General features: G+C 73.1%; 13 protein-coding genes. 2 read left to right on the top strand and 11 right to left on the bottom strand.

Annotation, left to right across the window (positions count from 1 at the left end; translation table 11 throughout):
- A partial coding sequence (locus ACZ7L7_RS00720) for an SGNH/GDSL hydrolase family protein (RefSeq protein WP_472074293.1) occupies window positions 1-1,683 on the top strand: 1,683 nt, incomplete at its 5' end.
- 31 nt (window positions 1,684-1,714) lie between these two features.
- On the opposite strand, the gene ACZ7L7_RS00715 is transcribed toward ACZ7L7_RS00720, so the two are convergent.
- The 4 genes from ACZ7L7_RS00715 to ACZ7L7_RS00700 form a co-directional block, all read right to left on the bottom strand.
- Window positions 1,715-2,494 carry an exodeoxyribonuclease III gene (locus ACZ7L7_RS00715; RefSeq protein WP_285514755.1) on the bottom strand — a complete coding sequence of 260 codons (780 nt, stop codon included), beginning with the start codon at window positions 2,492-2,494 and terminating at the stop codon, window positions 1,715-1,717.
- A 30-nt stretch (window positions 2,495-2,524) separates the two neighbouring features.
- A complete protein-coding gene (locus tag ACZ7L7_RS00710) occupies window positions 2,525-3,160 on the bottom strand; it encodes an MBL fold metallo-hydrolase (protein WP_285514756.1) in 636 nt (211 codons plus the stop codon).
- A gap of 34 nt (window positions 3,161-3,194) precedes the next feature.
- Entirely contained in the window at window positions 3,195-4,505 is a 1,311-nt protein-coding gene (gene pcaDC, locus ACZ7L7_RS00705; protein ID WP_453603521.1) for a bifunctional 3-oxoadipate enol-lactonase/4-carboxymuconolactone decarboxylase PcaDC, read from the bottom strand.
- Between the two features lie 111 nt (window positions 4,506-4,616).
- Window positions 4,617-5,180 (bottom strand): TetR/AcrR family transcriptional regulator, encoded by a 564-nt coding sequence (locus tag ACZ7L7_RS00700; RefSeq protein ID WP_285512920.1) that lies wholly within the window; start codon window positions 5,178-5,180, stop codon window positions 4,617-4,619.
- A gap of 134 nt (window positions 5,181-5,314) precedes the next feature.
- Between ACZ7L7_RS00700 and ACZ7L7_RS00695 the strand changes: the two genes are divergently transcribed.
- Window positions 5,315-5,977 (top strand): O-methyltransferase, encoded by a 663-nt coding sequence (locus ACZ7L7_RS00695; RefSeq protein ID WP_285512921.1) that lies wholly within the window; start codon window positions 5,315-5,317, stop codon window positions 5,975-5,977.
- Between the two features lie 15 nt (window positions 5,978-5,992).
- Here the strand turns inward: ACZ7L7_RS00695 and ACZ7L7_RS00690 are convergent, their stop codons facing one another.
- The 7 genes from ACZ7L7_RS00690 to ACZ7L7_RS00660 all read right to left on the bottom strand — a co-directional run bounded on the left by ACZ7L7_RS00690 (window position 5,993) and on the right by ACZ7L7_RS00660 (window position 16,058).
- On the bottom strand, window positions 5,993-7,870 hold the full coding sequence (locus ACZ7L7_RS00690) for an SWIM zinc finger family protein (protein WP_472074292.1): 1,878 nt from the start codon (window positions 7,868-7,870) through the stop codon (window positions 5,993-5,995).
- Window positions 7,867-10,704, bottom strand: a complete 2,838-nt coding sequence (locus tag ACZ7L7_RS00685; protein ID WP_471430233.1) for a DEAD/DEAH box helicase — start codon at window positions 10,702-10,704, stop codon at window positions 7,867-7,869. The genes ACZ7L7_RS00690 and ACZ7L7_RS00685 overlap by 4 nt, the downstream gene beginning before the upstream one ends.
- Before the next feature lie 724 nt (window positions 10,705-11,428).
- Window positions 11,429-12,025 (bottom strand): sugar kinase, encoded by a 597-nt coding sequence (locus ACZ7L7_RS00680; RefSeq protein WP_453603527.1) that lies wholly within the window; start codon window positions 12,023-12,025, stop codon window positions 11,429-11,431.
- Window positions 12,022-13,170, bottom strand: a complete 1,149-nt coding sequence (locus ACZ7L7_RS00675) for an ROK family glucokinase (protein ID WP_285512925.1) — start codon at window positions 13,168-13,170, stop codon at window positions 12,022-12,024. Before ACZ7L7_RS00675 ends, ACZ7L7_RS00680 begins: the two co-directional genes overlap by 4 nt.
- An 82-nt stretch (window positions 13,171-13,252) precedes the next feature.
- Window positions 13,253-14,023, bottom strand: coding sequence for an ATP-binding cassette domain-containing protein (locus tag ACZ7L7_RS00670; RefSeq protein WP_471430231.1), 771 nt, complete (start codon window positions 14,021-14,023; stop codon window positions 13,253-13,255).
- Window positions 14,020-15,057, bottom strand: coding sequence for an ABC transporter permease (locus tag ACZ7L7_RS00665; protein ID WP_472074291.1), 1,038 nt, complete (start codon window positions 15,055-15,057; stop codon window positions 14,020-14,022). The genes ACZ7L7_RS00670 and ACZ7L7_RS00665 overlap by 4 nt, the downstream gene beginning before the upstream one ends.
- Window positions 15,054-16,058, bottom strand: a complete 1,005-nt coding sequence (locus ACZ7L7_RS00660; protein ID WP_453603530.1) for a sugar ABC transporter substrate-binding protein — start codon at window positions 16,056-16,058, stop codon at window positions 15,054-15,056. Before ACZ7L7_RS00660 ends, ACZ7L7_RS00665 begins: the two co-directional genes overlap by 4 nt.
- Window positions 16,059-16,201: the final 143 nt, after the last annotated feature.

The raw sequence follows: 16,201 nt of genomic DNA, 5'->3' as shown, positions 1-16,201 counted from the left end.
ACNACCCGGCCCGAACCGCTCCCGCTGGAGCGGCTCTTCGACAACACCGCGGTCAGCGACGACGCCCACCCCGAAGCGGCCGACTTCGACGGCTCCGGCGCCTCCCTGTCCGCAGCCGATCTCGCGGCGGCGGGCTGGCGGCCCGGCGCCGCGCTCACCGTGCAGAGCGCCCGCCTGACCTGGCCGGACCGCGCCCCCGGCGAACCCGACAACGCCGTGGCCGACGGCCAGGACGTCCGGCTCGGCGGACGCGGTGACGCCCTCGCCTTCCTGGTGGCCGGTACGGCCGGCGAGGAGGTGAGCGGCACCGGCACCGTCGCCTACGCGGACGGCACGCGCACGCCGTACCTGCTCACCGCCCCCGACTGGCGCACCGGCCCGCTCGCCACCAAGGCCGTGGCGCTCCCGCACATCAACACCCCGGACGGCCGGCTCACCGAACAGGCCCGGCTCTACATCGTCACGGTGCCGCTGGCCGCCGACCGCGAGGTGGAGTCGGTACGGCTGCCCAGGGCGGCCGGGCTGCATGTGTTCGCGGTGTCGGTGCGCACCAGCACCCTTGACTGGACCGGGAGTTGGGCCACCGCGACCGGCGGGAACCCGGCCGTGGGTCCGTGGACCGACCGCACGCTGCGGCTGGTGGTGCGCACCTCGGCGGGCGGGCCGCGCGTGCGGGTCCGGTTCGACAACACCTTCGCCTCGACGCCGGTACGGATCGGCGGCGCGACGGTGGCCGTCCAGAAGTCCGGGGCCACGCCGAACGGCACGCCGGTGCCGCTGTCGTTCGACGGCGCCCCGGGGGCCGAGATCCCGGCGGGCGCGCAGGTGTTCAGCGATCCGCTCGGCTTCCCGGTGCCCGCGGACACGAACCTGCTGATCAGCTTCCATCTGCCCGGCACGGTGCCGACGGCGCCCTCGCACCGGCTCGCACAGCAGCGCTCGTACGTGAGCGAACCGGGCGACCACACCACCGACGGTTCCGCCACGGCGTTCACCCCGGCGCTGAACAGCTGGCCGCTGCTCGGCGCGGTGGACGTCAGCGGCGGTCCGGGGTCGGTGGTGCTGCTCGGGGACTCGATCACCGACGGCGACAAGTCCACGGTGGGCGCCAACCGGCGCTGGCCGAATGTGCTGGCCTCCCGGCTGCTCGCCCAGGACGGGGTGCCGCGCTACGGCGTACTGAACCAGGGCATCTCGGGAAACATGGTCGTCAGCGACCGCTACCCCGGCGACGGGGTCTCCACGGACCAGGCCGGGGTGAGCGCCCTGAACCGCTTCGACCGCGATGTCCTCGGCCGGCCGTCGGTGCGGACGGCGGTGGTGTTCGAGGGGGTCAACGACATCCGCTGGGGCACCACCGCCGAGCAGGTCGTGGCCGGTCTGCGGCAGCTCGCGGAGCGCGGACACGCCCGCGGGCTGCGCATGCTGGCGGCGACCATCGTCCCCTGCGAGGGCGAGGCCCGCTGCACGGCCGCCGTCGACGCGGAGCGCACGGAACTCAACGCGTGGATCCGGAGCACCGACGTCTTCGACGGCGTCCTGGACTTCGACGCGGCCCTGCGGGACCCCGAGCGGCCGTCACGGATGCTGCCGGTGTACGACAGCGGCGACCATCTGCACCCCGGGGACGCCGGGCTGGCCGCGCTGGCGGAGTCGGTGGACCTGCGGGCGCTGGTGCCGTAGCCCCTCTCGACGGGACCGGACGTCTTCGGGATCAGACGTCCAGGTCGACGACGACCGGCGCGTGGTCCGAGGCCCCCTTGCCCTTCCTCTCCTCGCGGTCCACGTACGCGTCCTTGACGGCCTTGGCGAACGGCTCGTTGCCGTAGACCAGGTCGATGCGCATGCCGCGGTTCTTGGGGAAGCAGAGCTGGCGGTAGTCCCAGTAGGTGTACGGGTGGTCGTACTTCAGCGGGCGGGGCACCACGTCGGACAGGCCCGCCTCGCGCAGGGAGGCGAGGGCGGCTCGCTCGGCAGGGGTGACATGGGTGAGGCCCTCGAAGGCGGCCACGTCGTAGACGTCGTCGTCCGTCGGCGCCACGTTGTAGTCACCCATGACGGCGAACGGACGGCTGCCGCCCGCGTCGCCCGCGACCGCCGCCTTCAGGGCCTCCAGCCACTGGAGCTTGTACGCGTAGTGCGGGTGGTCCACCTCGCGGCCGTTGGGCACGTACACCGACCACACCCGGACCGGGCCGCAGGTCGCCGAGACGGCCCGCGGCTCCACCGAGCCGTCGTAGCCGGGGTCCCCGGGCAGGCCCTTGACGACGTCCTCGATACCGACGCGGGAGAGCACCGCCACGCCGTTCCACCGGCCGGTCGCGTGCACCGCCGACTCGTAGCCCAGCTCGCGCAGCTGCTCCACCGGGAAGGCGTCCTCGGAGACCTTGGCCTCCTGGAGGCAGAGCACGTCCGTGCCGCTGCTCTCCAGCCAGGCCAGGAGCCTCGGCAGGCGGGCGGTGATCGAGTTCACGTTCCAGGTCGCGATGCGCATGCCTCACAACCTACCCGGGACCACTGACAATCAGAGCGTCGCGCTCTCCCCCGACGCCAGCCGCAGGTGCTCGGTGCCGCCGAGGGCGCCGATCTGCCGGTCGTAGATCGGGCGGGCGAGGTCGGTGAGCAGGGCGTCGTGGATGTCGTAGGCGCGCTGCGGCTTGACCTCACGGACGTAGTCGATGACCTCCGAGATCTTGTTCCAGGGGGCCATGACCGGCAGCATCAGCGTCTCCACCGGGTGGTCGGGGACGGTGAGGGCGTCGCCGGGGTGGAAGATCCGTCCGCCGTCGATGAGATAGCCGACGTTGGTGATGCGCGGGATGTCGGGGTGGATGACGGCGTGCAGTTCGCCGTGGACCTGGACGTCGAAGCCCGCCGCGGTGAACGTGTCGCCGTTGCCGACGGTGTGCACGCGGCCGGGGAAGGCGGCGGCGATCTGGTCGGCGACCGACTTCAGCGTCCAGATCTCGGCGGCCGGGTTGGCCTCCAGCGCGGCGCGCAGCCGCTCCTCGCTGAAGTGGTCGGGGTGCTCGTGCGTGACGAGGATCGCGTCCGCGCCGAGGACGGAGTCCTCCTCGCTGAACATTCCGGGGTCGAGGACGAGCGTGCGCCCGTCCTTCTCCAGACGGACGCAGGCGTGCAACTTCTTCGTGAACCTCATGGCACCATCCTGCCCCCTGCCGCGCGGGGCGGGATCACTCCACGGGCGTCGTCTCCTCCCGGATCACCTGCTGCGCCACGGTGAACGCGCCGCTCGCGGCCGGGATCCCGCAGTAGACGGCGGCCTGCAGCAGCACCTCCTTGATCTCAACGGGGGTCAGGCCGTTGCGCAGGGCGGCGCGGGTGTGGGCGGCGAGCTGCTCCAGGTGCCCGCCGGCGACCAGGGCGGTGAGGGTGACGCAGCTGCGGGAGCGGCGGTCGAGGCCGGGCCGGTCCCAGATCTCGCCCCAGGCGTAGCGGGTGACGAAGTCCTGGAAGTCGCCGGAGAAGTCGTCGGTCTGCGCCAGCGTCCGGTCGACGTGGGCGTCGCCGAGCACCTCGCGGCGGACCTTGATCCCGGCGTCGTACGGGTCCGGCCGGCCGCCCGCGTCGGGGGCGGGCACGACGGCCGGGGCGATCTCGGCGATCGGCGCGGGCTGCGGCGGCGCGGCGGCGACGGGTGCCGCCGGCGCGGGCATCTGCGTGACGGGCAGCGGGATCTGGCCGGTGCCGGTGTCGTAGCCGGGCTGCCAGGCGGTGGAGAAGTGCCGGACGAGCAGGTCGGTGACGGCGGCGGGCTGTTCGACCGGTACGAGGTGGGAGGCGCCGGGCACCACGGCGAGCCGGGCGTCCGGGATGCCGGCGACCAGGGTGCGGGCCTCGGCCGGTCCGGTGACCTGGTCCTCGGAGCCGACCAGGACGAGCGTGGGCACACTGACCCCGGCCAGTTCGGCGCGCACGTCCCAGGCGGCCAGCGCCTCGCAGGCGGCGATGTAGCAGCCGGGGTCGGTGGTGCGCACCATCTGCACGGCCCAGTCGGTGATGGCGGGCTGCGCGGCGGCGAAGCCGTGCGTGAACCAGCGGTCGGGGGACGTACGGGCGATGGGGTCCAGCCCGTTGGTACGCACGATCACCCCGCGCTGCCGGAACTCGTCGGCCGTCCCGAACCGCGGCGAGGCGGCGATCAGCGCGAGCGAGGCCACCCGCTCCGGATACCGCAGGGCCAGCTCCACACCCACCGCACCACCGAGCGCGCAGCCCGCATACCCGAACCGCTGCACGCCGAGCCCGTCCAACGTGGCGAGCAGCCGCCCGGCGAGGTCACCGACGGAGCCGGCGGGATACGCGGGCGCGCCCCCGTGTCCTGGCAGATCGAACCGGAAGACCCGCCACTGTTTGATCAGCTCCGGGATCTGACGGTCCCACATGTGCCAGGTGGTGCCCAGCGACGGGGCAAGGATCAGTACGGGTGCGTCCTCCGGGCCGTCGAAGCGGTACTGCAGGGTGTTCGTCACGCTCTCACTCACGCCCTGCACGCTCTCACATCACCCCCACTCCCACATGCCCGGGGCGTAATTGCCCGCAGGCCGTCCCAGGTTGTGACCAGGTCGCGGAGATATTCGACGGGTCGGCTTCACCTACCTCCCCACCGCCCGCAGGAAACGGTCCGCGAGGGTATCGGGGTCGAGGGCGTCGGTCGGGCGGCCGGAGAGGATGTGGAAGAGGACGGGGCCGATGAGGAGGGCCGCGACCTGGTCGCGGGGCAGCGGGGAGTTGTCCGCGCAGGCGTCCAGGACCGGTCCCGCGCCCGCTTCCAGGACGTCGCCGGAGGCGAGGAGCCGGGCGACCTCGGGGTCGTGCTGGGCCTCTCCCAGGAGGGCGCGGTAGGCCGCTCCGGCGTGGGAGCGGGACAGGAACTCGATGAGGGCGTCCAGGTAGGCCGCGACATCCCGGCGAGGGTCGCCGGTGGTCGGTACCGACAGCTCCTCACGGGCGTCCACCACGCTGGCCTCGTAGAGGACTTCGGCCTTGTGGGACCACCAGCGGTACACCGTCTGGCGTCCCACACCGGCCCGTTCCGCGATCCCCTTCATGGTCATCGCGGCGTAGCCGACCTCGACCAGCAGATCGTCGACCGCGTGAAGCACGGCGATGCGCGCCTTCTCGCTGCGGGGCCGTCCACGGCCGTTCCCGTCTGTCATGCCTCCACCTTAAACGAGACACCATGCCTCGCATCTGTTAGCTTTACGGTGCACGGTGTCTCGAAAATGAGCGGCGGGCGTGCCGTGCCCGCACACGCCCGCCGCCTCGTCCTACTCACCAAGGAGTCAAACTCGTGAGCCACACCCATTCCCTGGCCGAACCCCGCGTCTCCGCCGCCCTGGCCGACCTGTTCGACGCCGCGGCGCGCGACGACGCGACCGCGGACCTGATAGGCCTGAGGGACCTGGTCGACGAGGCGAAGGTGACGGCACAGGAACTCGCCGACGCCGCCCAGGACATCTACATGCCGGTCTCCCGCGAGGGCGCCGAGCTCCTCTACAGCCTCGTACGGGCCACCAAGCCCCGCACCGTCGTCGAGTTCGGTACGTCGTACGGGATCTCCACGGTGCACCTGGCCGCCGCCGTCCGTGACAACGGGTCGGGCCGGGTCGTCACCACTGAGATGAACCGTGCCAAAGCCGCGGCGGCCCGCCGGACCTTCGCCGCCACCGGACTCGACGACCTCATCGCCCTCTGGGAGGGCGACGCCCTGCAGACCCTCGCCGGACTGGACGAGCCGGTCGGCTTCCTGTTCCTGGACGGGTGGAAGGACCTGTGCCTGCCGGTGCTCAGGCTCCTGGAGCCGCACCTGGCACCGGGGACCCTGGTGGTCGCCGACGACATCGAACTCCCGGACCTGGCCCCCTACTTGGAGTACGTCCGGAACCCCGGCAACGGCTATCTCAGTGTCAGCTTCCCGGTGGCGGACGGGATGGAGCTGAGCTGCCGCCTCTGAGGCGCCGCGAGCCCCTCACTCGTCGGCGGTCGCGCCGCCCAGGCCCGTCAGCGCGCCGACCGGGTCGATGTCGGGGGTGCCCCGGGGCCACCAGTCGTCGCGGCCGGGTTCCGACTCGTACGCGTACCACAAACCGTCGCGGCCCAGACGGAGTTGGACATGGCCGCGCGGATGGGTGAGGCGGTTGCGCCACGGGCGGAAGGCCGGGAGGTCGGCGGCGAGGAGGAGGGGACGGGCCCGGTCGAAGCGGCCGGCCGGTGGGTCCCAGGGCTCCTCCAGTACGGCCAGTCCCTCCAGTCCGCCCTGGCGCCAGGCCGCGACCGCCCGGGCCAGTTCGGCGGGGGTGCGGCCGGCGGCGAAGGACAGGGAGGCGTACAGGGGGCGGGTTCCGGCGGTGAGGCCCGAGCCGGGGCGGGCCGCGGCCAGGCGTACGGCGTCCTGCCAGAGTGTCAGGTCCGCGAGCGGGTCGCGGCCGGTGGACAGGAGTGCGTGCGCGCGGGCGGCGGCGTCGGTGGCGAGCTGGTCCAGCGCGAACGGGTCGGGTCCGCCCGGCGCCGCCGGGTACACCGGGGGTTGCTCGGGGTGCGGGGGCACGGGCAACGGCGCCGGGAGCGGCGGGAGTCGGCGGGGCGCGAGGGCGTCGGTGGCGCGTACGCCGGGCAGGGGCGCCGGTTCCCTGTCCTGTGCGGCACGTGCGGCGCGGGCCGCGCTGCGGCGGGACAGGGCGTCCAGCAGTTCCCGCTCGCCCCGGCCGCGCAGCAGGAGCAGGACGAAGGGGTCGGCGTCGAGCAGCCGGGCAGTCTGGTAGCACAGGGCCGCCGCGTGCTTGCACGGGTGCCCGGAGTCCGGGCAACTGCACCGGGGGTCCAGGTCACGCGGGCCGGGCAGCAGCCGCACCGCGCCCTCGGCCAGGGAGTGCGGCATCTGCTTGTCGAGCAGGGCGGCGATGTGGCCGGGCCGTGCGGCGGCGGCGTCCAGGAAGCGCTCCCAGTCGGCGTCGTCCAGGGTCCGCAGCCGCACCTGCACCCGGTACGGCCTCGGTCGGCTGCCCTTCACGTACGCCAGGACGAGTCCCGGCGTCACGGTGATGGCGTCGACGTTGCCTCCGTCGGCGTAACCGCGGCCGCGGGCCAGCCTCTTGGGGTCGAGCGCGCCCTCCTCCAGGGCGGACACCCAGGCGTTGCCCCACCAGGTCTCGGCGAAGCCGTCCGCGCCCGGTTCCCGCGCGGGGAAGGCCGAGAAGGTGCGGCGGTGGTCGCCGTCGCGGGAGGGGGCGGCCATGGAGCGGGGGGTTCGGGGGGTGACGGGCGGAGGGGGTGCCTCAGGGAGTGGTTCAGGGAGTGCTTCGTTCAGTGGTCGTGGCCCGTCCGGCGGTTGCGGGGCATGCGTCGGTCGTGGGGTCTCCGCCGGTTCCGGGTCGTCTGTCCCGGTGGGCAGGCGGAAGGCGTCGCCGATCAGCGCGCGCAGGGCTCGGGCGCGGGCGGCGGGGGTGTCGCCCGGTGCCGGGTGGCGCTTGGCCCGGGGCTGCTCCGTCCGGTCCCCGGGCGGCTGGTGGCGCTGCTCGCGGCGTGCGGCGCGGAGTGCTTCGCGGGCCAACTCGGCGGGGCTGGGCGGGTGGTGGGGATCGGGGGTCTTCGGCGTCGTCGGGGCCTTCGGGGTCGACGTGTTCGTCGGGGTCGTCGGGTGCGACTCGGTGGTGTCTCCGGCGGGGGCCTGCTGCTGCGACACCGCTCGCCGCAGCGCCGCGCGGGCCGCGTCCGCCGGACTGTCCCGGTGCTCGGCCGGGGGCTCGGGCCGCGGTTCCTCCCCGGGCGCCGGTTCCGGGGCCGGGTGTGCGCGGTTCCTGGCCTCGCGGAGCGCTCGGCGGGCCTCCTCCGACGGTCGTGGCGTCATGACGTCCTCCGCAGGGAGACCAGGTCGGTCAGCTCACGGTCCGTCAGCTCGGTCAGGGCCGCCTCGCCAGAGCCGAGGATCGCGTCGGCCAGGGCCCGCTTGGACTCCAGCATCTCGGCGATACGGTCCTCGATCGTGCCCTCGGTGATCAGGCGGTGGACCTGCACGGGCTGGGTCTGGCCGATGCGGTACGCACGGTCCGTGGCCTGTTCCTCCACGGCCGGGTTCCACCAGCGGTCGAAGTGGACGACATGACCGGCACGGGTGAGGTTCAGGCCGGTACCGGCGGCCTTGAGGGAGAGCACCAGAACCGGGGTCTCGCCCGCCTGGAAGCGGTCCACCATGCGCTCCCGCTCGGCCACCGGAGTGCCGCCGTGCAGGAGTTCCACCGGGACCGCGCGGGAGGTGAGGTGGGAGGTGATCAGGCGGGCCATACCGACGTACTGGGTGAACACCAGCGCGGAGCCGTCCTCGGCGAGGACGGTGTCGAGGAGTTCGTCCAGCAGCGCGAGCTTGCCCGAGCGGGAGAGCTGTCCGTCCGCGGCGACCGGTTCCTTGAGGTAGAGCGCCGGGTGGTCGCAGATCTGCTTGAGCGCGGAGAGCAGCTTCAGGACCAGGCCCCGGCGCGCCATGCCCTCCGCGGTCTCGATGGCGAGCAACGACTCGCGCACCACCGCCTCGTACAGCACGGCCTGTTCGCGGGTGAGCGGCACCGGGTGGTCGGTCTCCGTCTTGGGCGGCAGCTCCGGCACGATCCCGGGGTCGGACTTCTTGCGGCGCAGCAGGAAGGGGCGGACCAGCCTGGCCAGCCGCTCCACCGCCTCCTGGTCCTCGCCGTTCTCCACGGCGCGCGCGTGCCGGGCGCGGAAGGACTTCAGCGGGCCGAGGAGCCCCGGTGTGGTCCAGTCGAGCAGCGCCCACAGCTCGGAGAGGTTGTTCTCCACGGGCGTGCCGGTCAGGGCGACCCGCGCGGGCGTCGGAATGGTGCGCAGCGCCTTCGCGGTCGCCGAGTACGGGTTCTTCACGTGCTGTGCCTCGTCCGCGACGACCATGCCCCAGGTCTGTGCGGCCAGCGTGGGTGCGGCGGTGCGCATGGTGCCGTAGGTGGTGAGGACGAAGCCAGAGTCGAGGTCGTCCAGGGTGCGGTCGGGGCCGTGGAAGCGGCGGACGGGGACGCCGGGCGCGAAGCGGGTGATCTCCCGCTGCCAGTTGCCGAGGAGGGAGGCCGGGCAGACCACCAAAGTGGGTTCGCTGTGGGCGCGCTTGAGGTGCAGGGCGATGACGGTGATGGTCTTGCCGAGGCCCATGTCGTCGGCGAGGCAGCCGCCGAGGCCGAGGGTGGTCATGAGGTCGAGCCAGGCCAGGCCGCGTAGTTGGTAGTCGCGGAGGGTGGCGTTCAGGCCCGGGGGCGGTTCGGCGGGGCGGATTCCGGCGGTGAGGCGGTCGCGCAGGGCGGCGAGGGCGCCGACCGGGACCGCCTCCACGGTCTCGCCGTCGACCTCGGCGGTGCCGGTGAGCGCGACGGACAGCGCGTCCACCGGGTCGAGCAGGCCGAGTTCGCGCTTGCGGGCCTTGCGGACCAGTGCCGGGTCCACCAGCACCCAGTGGTCGCGCAGCCGGACGACCGGGCGGTGCGCCTCGGCCAGCGCGTCCATCTCCGCCTCGCTGAGCGGTTCGCCGCCGAGCGCCAACTGCCAGCGGAACTGGAGCAGTTCCTCGCTGTCGAAGAATCCGGTGCCGTCGGTCGCCGAGCCGGGCGCGGGCCGTACGACCGCGCTCGCGCTGAGGTCATGGGCGAGGTCCCGGGGCCAGTGCACCCCGACCCCGGCCGCCGCGAGCCGGGTCGCCGCCACGCCCAGCAGGTCGCCCAACTCGTCGTCGGACAGGGCGAGTACGTCGGGCACGTCCTGCTCGGCGAGCCGGTCCAGCGGCGGCCAGACACGGGCCGCGCGGCGCACCGCGAGAGCCGCGTCGACCCGCGCGCGGGGACCGAAGGCCGCGTCCGCCTCGCCCGCCCACAGGGCCGCCGCGTCGGCCACCAGGGTGGGGTCGGCGAGGCTGTGCACCTGGACGACGGCCGCGCCCGCGCTGCGGGTGCCCTGCTCGGCGTCGAAGAGGTCGTGGGCCGACAGGTCCAGGCGCAGCGAGATCCGTACGCCCGCGTCCATTCCGGCGGCGACCTCGGCGGCCCAGTCCTGGGCGTCGGGCAGCCGCTGCGGGCGGCGGTCGGCGAAGGGCTTCCCGGAGGCGTGCGGGGCGGCCGGGGTGCGGGGCAGGGTGTCCGCGACCGCGTCCAGGAAGGAGCGCATCAGCGCTTCCGGTTCGGGCAGCCGCAGCGGTCCGGGGCCGGGCAGCGGGACGGCGTGGCCCTCGTACGGCAGGGCGGCGGCGACGGCCCGCAGGTGGGCGAGGTCGTCGGGGTCGAGGGGTCCGGCCCGCCAGGCGTCGTGGCCGCTGGGGGTGAGTCCGGGCAGGAGCCTGCCGCGTGCGGTGAGCCGGAGCGCGTGCTGGGCGGCGGCGCCCCAGGCGGCCGTGGCGGGGTGGGCGGTCCGGTCGTGGCGGGCGCGCAGCAGGAGGGGCAGGGCGGTGTCGAGCGGGAGGGTCAGCGCGGGGGTGGTCCTGCGCCGTACTCCGGAGCCGTGCGGACGTACCACCGTCAGTTCGGTGGGGCCGGGGCCGGTCGGCAGCGGGCCGTCGTCGGGGTCCCAGAAGGCGATACGGCCCTCGCGCGGGAGGGGTCCGGGCAGGAACACGGCGGCCAGGCGCACCGGCACCGCGCCCGCCGCGGGCGGACCGTCCGTACGGTCGCCGGTGACCGCTGCGATGTGGGCCATGTGTCACCCCCCTGCCCCGAGTCGGATCGAACGTCTTCGACTCTACGGGCGGGGTCTGACAATCGGCCCCGACGGCCGGTCCGGGCGGGGCGCGGTCCTGGCGGACGGCCCGGACGAGACGGTACCGGCGGCTGGTCCGGACGGAGCGGAGTCCTGGCGGACGGCCCGGACGAGACGGTACCGGCGACACCCGACCTGGCCTGAGCGGAAAGCCTGACCGGCAACCCGGACAAAGCGAGGCGGACAACCCCGACACCCGACCCGGGCGGAGCGGAGTCCTGGCGGACGGCCCGGACGAGACGGTACCGACAGCCCCCGACGGCCGACCCGGGCGGGGCAGAGCGGAAAGCCTGACGGACAACCCAGACGAAGCGAGGCGGACAACCCCGACACCCGACCCAGGCGAGGCGGACGGTTCAGGAGGGCCGGGACGCTCCGGTGCGGGGCGGACAGTCCTGGAGGGCCGGGACGCTCCGGCCGGAGCGGGCGCTCCCCACGGCGGGCGGGACGGCATTCCGAGGAGCGGCCGGCTTGGCTTCCCGCCGCCCCGGTCAGCTCGACGGGCCCCGGCAGTCCGGGCGAGGCGGTTGCCTCAAGGGGCGGGCGGTCGAGAGCAGCCCGGCGGGGCGCTCCAGTCCGTCCGGGCGGGAGCGGGCGCCTACCGTGCTGCGGGCTCCGCCTGGAAGGGCGCTCCGGCCGCCCCGGACAGCTCGACGGGCCGCGGCTAGGGCACCGTGCGGGAGACGACGTAGACCATGGGGAACGTTGGGTTGCCCGTGTTGACCACTATGTCCTGGGTGGGTGCCGGGTTCTTCTGATGGCGGACGACGCCGAGGTTGTCGCCGGGCCGGGCGCCCTCGCCCTTGAACTTCCAGCCGGTGATCCGCTGGTCGCGGGTACTGATGGTGATGTCGCCCAGCTTCAGGTCGTCCCGGTTCAGGCCCAGTTCGGCGAGGAAGGCGTCCAGGCCCGCGTGCGTGGTCTGGAACTGGACGTACAGGCGGCTGGTGCGCCAGTTGTTGGTCTCGTAGTGCGCGACCTGGTTCGCCGGGTGCGGTACCGGCACCTGGTACAGGCGCCGCTGGAGCTTGGACGGCCAGCCCTCGGCGAGCCCCTTCGTGGCGTACTTGGCCTCCTTGTCCTTGCCGCTGTCGCGGCTCTGGTTGGCGGAGATCACCAGGTAGCCGGCGGGGACGCCGATGAGCAGCACGATGATGAGCAGGGTCAGGGCACGGCGGCGGATCATGTGCCGCCGGTCCTCGGCGGGCCGGGCCGGCACCTCGTCCACCGGCTCGGCCTGACGCGGCAGATCAGGGCTCACGCGGACCCCTGGGAGGCACGGCGGGAGGCGACGTACTTCTCGTAGCGCTCGTAGCGCTCCACGCGGCGCCGGTTGGCGCGCCGGAAGCGGCGGGCGACCAGCCGGGCGAGGTCGGCGGCGCCGACCATGCCGGCCTCGGGGCCGAGCTGGGCGCGCGCGATACGGGCCTCGGGGCGGTAGCCGCGCCCGGTGAGGTGGCGCTTGAAGGCGTCCCGCGCGGGGCCGATCAGCAGGTCGTCGGCGGCCGAGACGCCACCGCCGATGACGAAGCAGGACGGGTCGAGGGCGGCGGCGAGGTTGGCGATGCCGACGCCGAGCCACTGGCCGATGTCCTGGAGCAGCTCCACGCACATGGCGTCGCCCTCGCGGGCCAGCTCGGTGATCATCGGGCCGGTGATGTCGGCGATGTTGCCCTTGACGTGCTCGATGATCCCGTACGCGACCGGGGAGTCGGCCGCGGCCAGCTCCCGGGCCTCGCGCACCAGGGCGTTGCCGGAGCTGTACTGCTCCCAGCAGCCGCGGTTGCCGCACGGGCAGCGGTGCCCGCCGGGGACGACCTGCATATGGCCGAACTCGCCGGCGACGCCGTACTTGCCGCGCTTGACCTGGCCGTCCTCCAGGATCGCGCCGCCGATGCCGGTACCCAGCGTGATCATGACCAGGTGGTCCTCGCCGCGGCCCGCGCCGAACCGCCACTCCGCCCAGGCGGCGGTGTTGGCGTCGTTGTCGACCAGGACGGGCACCGCGAGCCGTCCGGCGAGGCGGTCGCGCAGGGGTTCGTTGCGCCAGGACAGGTGGGGGGCGAACAGGACGCGGTTGCGGTCGGCGTCGACCCAGCCGGCCGCGCCGATGCCGACGGCGTGCACGTCGTGCCGGTCGGACAGGTCCAGCACCAGTTCGACGATGGTGTCCTCGACGACCTTGGGGCTCTTGGACTTGTCCGGGGTCTCGGCGCGGAGCTTCTCCAGGATGTTGCCGTCGGCGTCGACGACTCCGGCCATCACCTTGGTGCCGCCGATGTCGATGCCGACGGTGGGCACGCGGGGCGCCGTCAGATGGGAACGGCGCTCCCGGGTGCCGACGGTGCGCAGCGCCGGCGCGCGGCGGGAGCCGATGGGGGCGGTGAAGGTGCCGTAGGTGCTCATCGGGGTTGATTGTGCCTCACCGACGGTAGGGGTGCCGTACGGGGAAAGGGCACGGTGCCGTTCCCCGTACGGCGTTCACCGGTTAGGCGCGCTCCAGCTCGTGGCGCAGATCGTCGAGCTCGCTGCCGCCCGCCATCTGGCGTGTCAGCTCGTCGAGCGTGATCTCGTCGCGCGCGTGGTCGCCCACCATGGTGCCCCGCTTCAGGAGCACGAAGCGGTCGCCCACGAGGTACGCGTGGTGCGGGTTGTGTGTGATGAACACAACCCCGAGGCCCTCGTCGCGGGCCCGCGCCACGAGCCTGAGCACCTCGCCGGACTGCTTCACACCGAGCGCCGCGGTCGGTTCGTCGAGGACGAGCACGCGGGCGCCGAAGTGGACGGCCCGCGCGATGGCCACGCACTGGCGCTCTCCGCCGGAGAGGGTGCCGATGGGCTGGTCGACGTCCCGGAGGTCGATGCCCATGGCGCGCAGCTTCTCCCAGGTGGTGCGGCGCATGTGCGCGACGTCCAGGCGCTTGAAGGGGCCCTTGCCCTTGCGGGGCTCGGAGCCGAGGAAGAAGTTCCGCCAGACCGGCATGAGGGGGACGACGGCCAGGTCCTGGTAGACCGTGGCGATCCCGCGGTCCAGGGCCTCGCGCGGGGAGCTGAGCCGGGTCTCCTCGCCGTCCACGCGCAGGACGCCCCCGTCGTGCGGGTGCAGCCCCGAAATGATCTTGATGAGGGTGGACTTGCCGGCGCCGTTGTCTCCGAGGACGCAGGTGACCTCCCCCGCCCCGACCGTGAGGGAGACCCCTTCGAGGGCCCGGACGGTGCCGTAGTGCTTGCTGACGTCGGCCAGCTCGACGAGGGTCACTTGACGGCCTCCGCGCGCTTGCGGACCCAGGCGTTGAGCAGGGTCGCCAGAAGAAGCATTCCGCCGAGGAAGAACTTGAACCAGTCCGGGTTCCACTCGGCGAAGACGATGCCCTTGCTGGTCATGCCGAAGATCAGGGCGCCGACGGCGGAGCCGACCGCGCTGCCGTATCCGCCGGTGATCAGACAGCCGCCGATGACGGCCGCGATGATGTAGATCAGCTCGTTGCCGACGCCCTCGCCGGACTGGACGACGTCGTACGAGAAGAGCAGGTGCTGGCCGAGGACCCAGGCGCCGAACGCGACGCCCATGTACAGGCCGGTCTTGGTCCTGGCGACGGGCACGCCCACCGCGCGGGCGGCGTCCTGGTTGCCGCCGACGGCGTAGATCCAGTTGCCCGCGCGGGTGCGCAGCAGGATCCAGGAGGCGACGGCGACCAGGGCCAGCCACCACAGGATGGTGATCTTGAAGTCGACGCCGCCGACGGTGAGCGTGGAGGCGAACACGGCGTGACCGCTGGGGAAGCCCTCCATGTCGGCGATCGGCTTGGTGGAGACCGTGCCGGCGATCAGCTTGGTGAGGCCGAGGTTCAGGCCGGTGAGCATCAGGAACGTGCCGAGCGTGACGATGAAGCTCGGCAGCTTGGTGCGGGTGAGCATGACACCGTTGAAGGCGCCGACGGCGAGGGTGACCAGCAGGGACACGCCGACGCCGACCCAGGTGTTGGCGGTCATCTGGAAGCTGAACATCGACGACACCAGGGCCGACGACGTCACCAGGACGCCCGCCGAGAGGTCGAATTCGCCGCCGATCATCAGCAGGGCGACCGGCACCGCCATGATCCCGATGGTGGAGGCGGCGTACAGGACCGTGCTGAGGCTCGCGGCGCGCAGGAAGCCGTCGGCGGCCAGGGCGAAGAAGACGAAGACGGCGAGCGCGCCGACCACCGAGCCCAGCTCGGGGCGGGCGAGCAGCCTGCGCAGCGGCGAGGTCTCAAGGAGCCGCTCGTCCAGGGCGGCGGTGGCGGCGCTCATCGGGTGCCCCGCTGCGTGTACTCCTCCAGCGCGGCGGCGCGGTCCCCGGTGACGATCTGCGGCCCGGTCAGGACCGGCCTGCCGCCGCCGAGGACGTCGTCGTTGTACTTGTACAGCCACAGCAGGTCCACGGCCTGGTAGCCCTGGAGGTAGGGCTGCTGGTCCACGGCGAAGCCGAGGGTGCCGTCCTTGAGGGAGGCGGCGACCTTGGCGTTGAGGTCGAAGGTGTCGATCTCGGCCTTGCTGCCCGCGCCCCGCTTGGCCTTGACGGCGGTGTCGGCGTAGGGCGCGCCGAGGGTGACGACGGCGTCCACGGACTTGTCGGCCTGGAGCTTGGCCTCGATGGCGGACTGCACGTCGGGCATGCTCGTGCCGGTGACGTAGAGGTTCTGGACGGTGCCGTCGAAGGTCTTCCTGATGCCGTCGCAGCGCTGCTCGTGGCCGACGTTGCCCTGCTCGTGCAGGACGCAGACGGCCTTCTCGCGGCCGCGGGCGTTCAGTTCCTCGCCGACCGCCTCACCGGCGACGGTCTCGTCCTGGCCTATGTGCGTGAGCGCCCCGAACTCCTTGGACTGCGCGGAGCCGGAGTTCACGGTGATCACGGGTATGCCGGCCTTGCGGGCGCGGGCGAGGGAGGCCTTCAGGGCGTCGGGCTTGGCGAGGGAGACGATGATCCCGTCGACCTGCTTGTCGACCGCCGCGTCGACGAGCTGCGCCTGCTGCTGGGCCTCGTCGTCGTGGGAGTACAGGAAGTTGATGTTGTCCTTCACGGCGGCCTGCTTCGCGCCGTTCTGGACGATGTCCCAGAAGGTGTCGCCGTCGCCCGAGTGGGTGATCATCGCGAAGGTCCAGCGGGGTGTGTTCACCGCCGCCCTCCCCTGGGCCGCCGCGGCCTTGCGGGCGTCCTCGGCGCGTTTGCCGCCGGTGTCGCTGCAGCCGGCCAGCGACACGGTCAGTGCCCCCGCCAGCGCGATTCCTGCCCAGGTCCTCAACCGTGCCACGAGGCCGTGCCCTTCTTGCTGTGCTTTTTACGTGCGCAAAGGGCTGATGACCGCACAGGATGACTGCACCAGGATGACTGCACCAGGATGACTGCACCAGGATGACTGCACCAGGATGGCCGCACCAGCCCCAAACGCCCCAG

It is taken from the genome of Streptomyces sp. NPDC110618 (assembly GCF_055657065.1).
The sequence above is the reverse complement of the archived record's forward strand: the minus strand, read 5'-3'. Positions and strand labels throughout refer to the sequence as shown.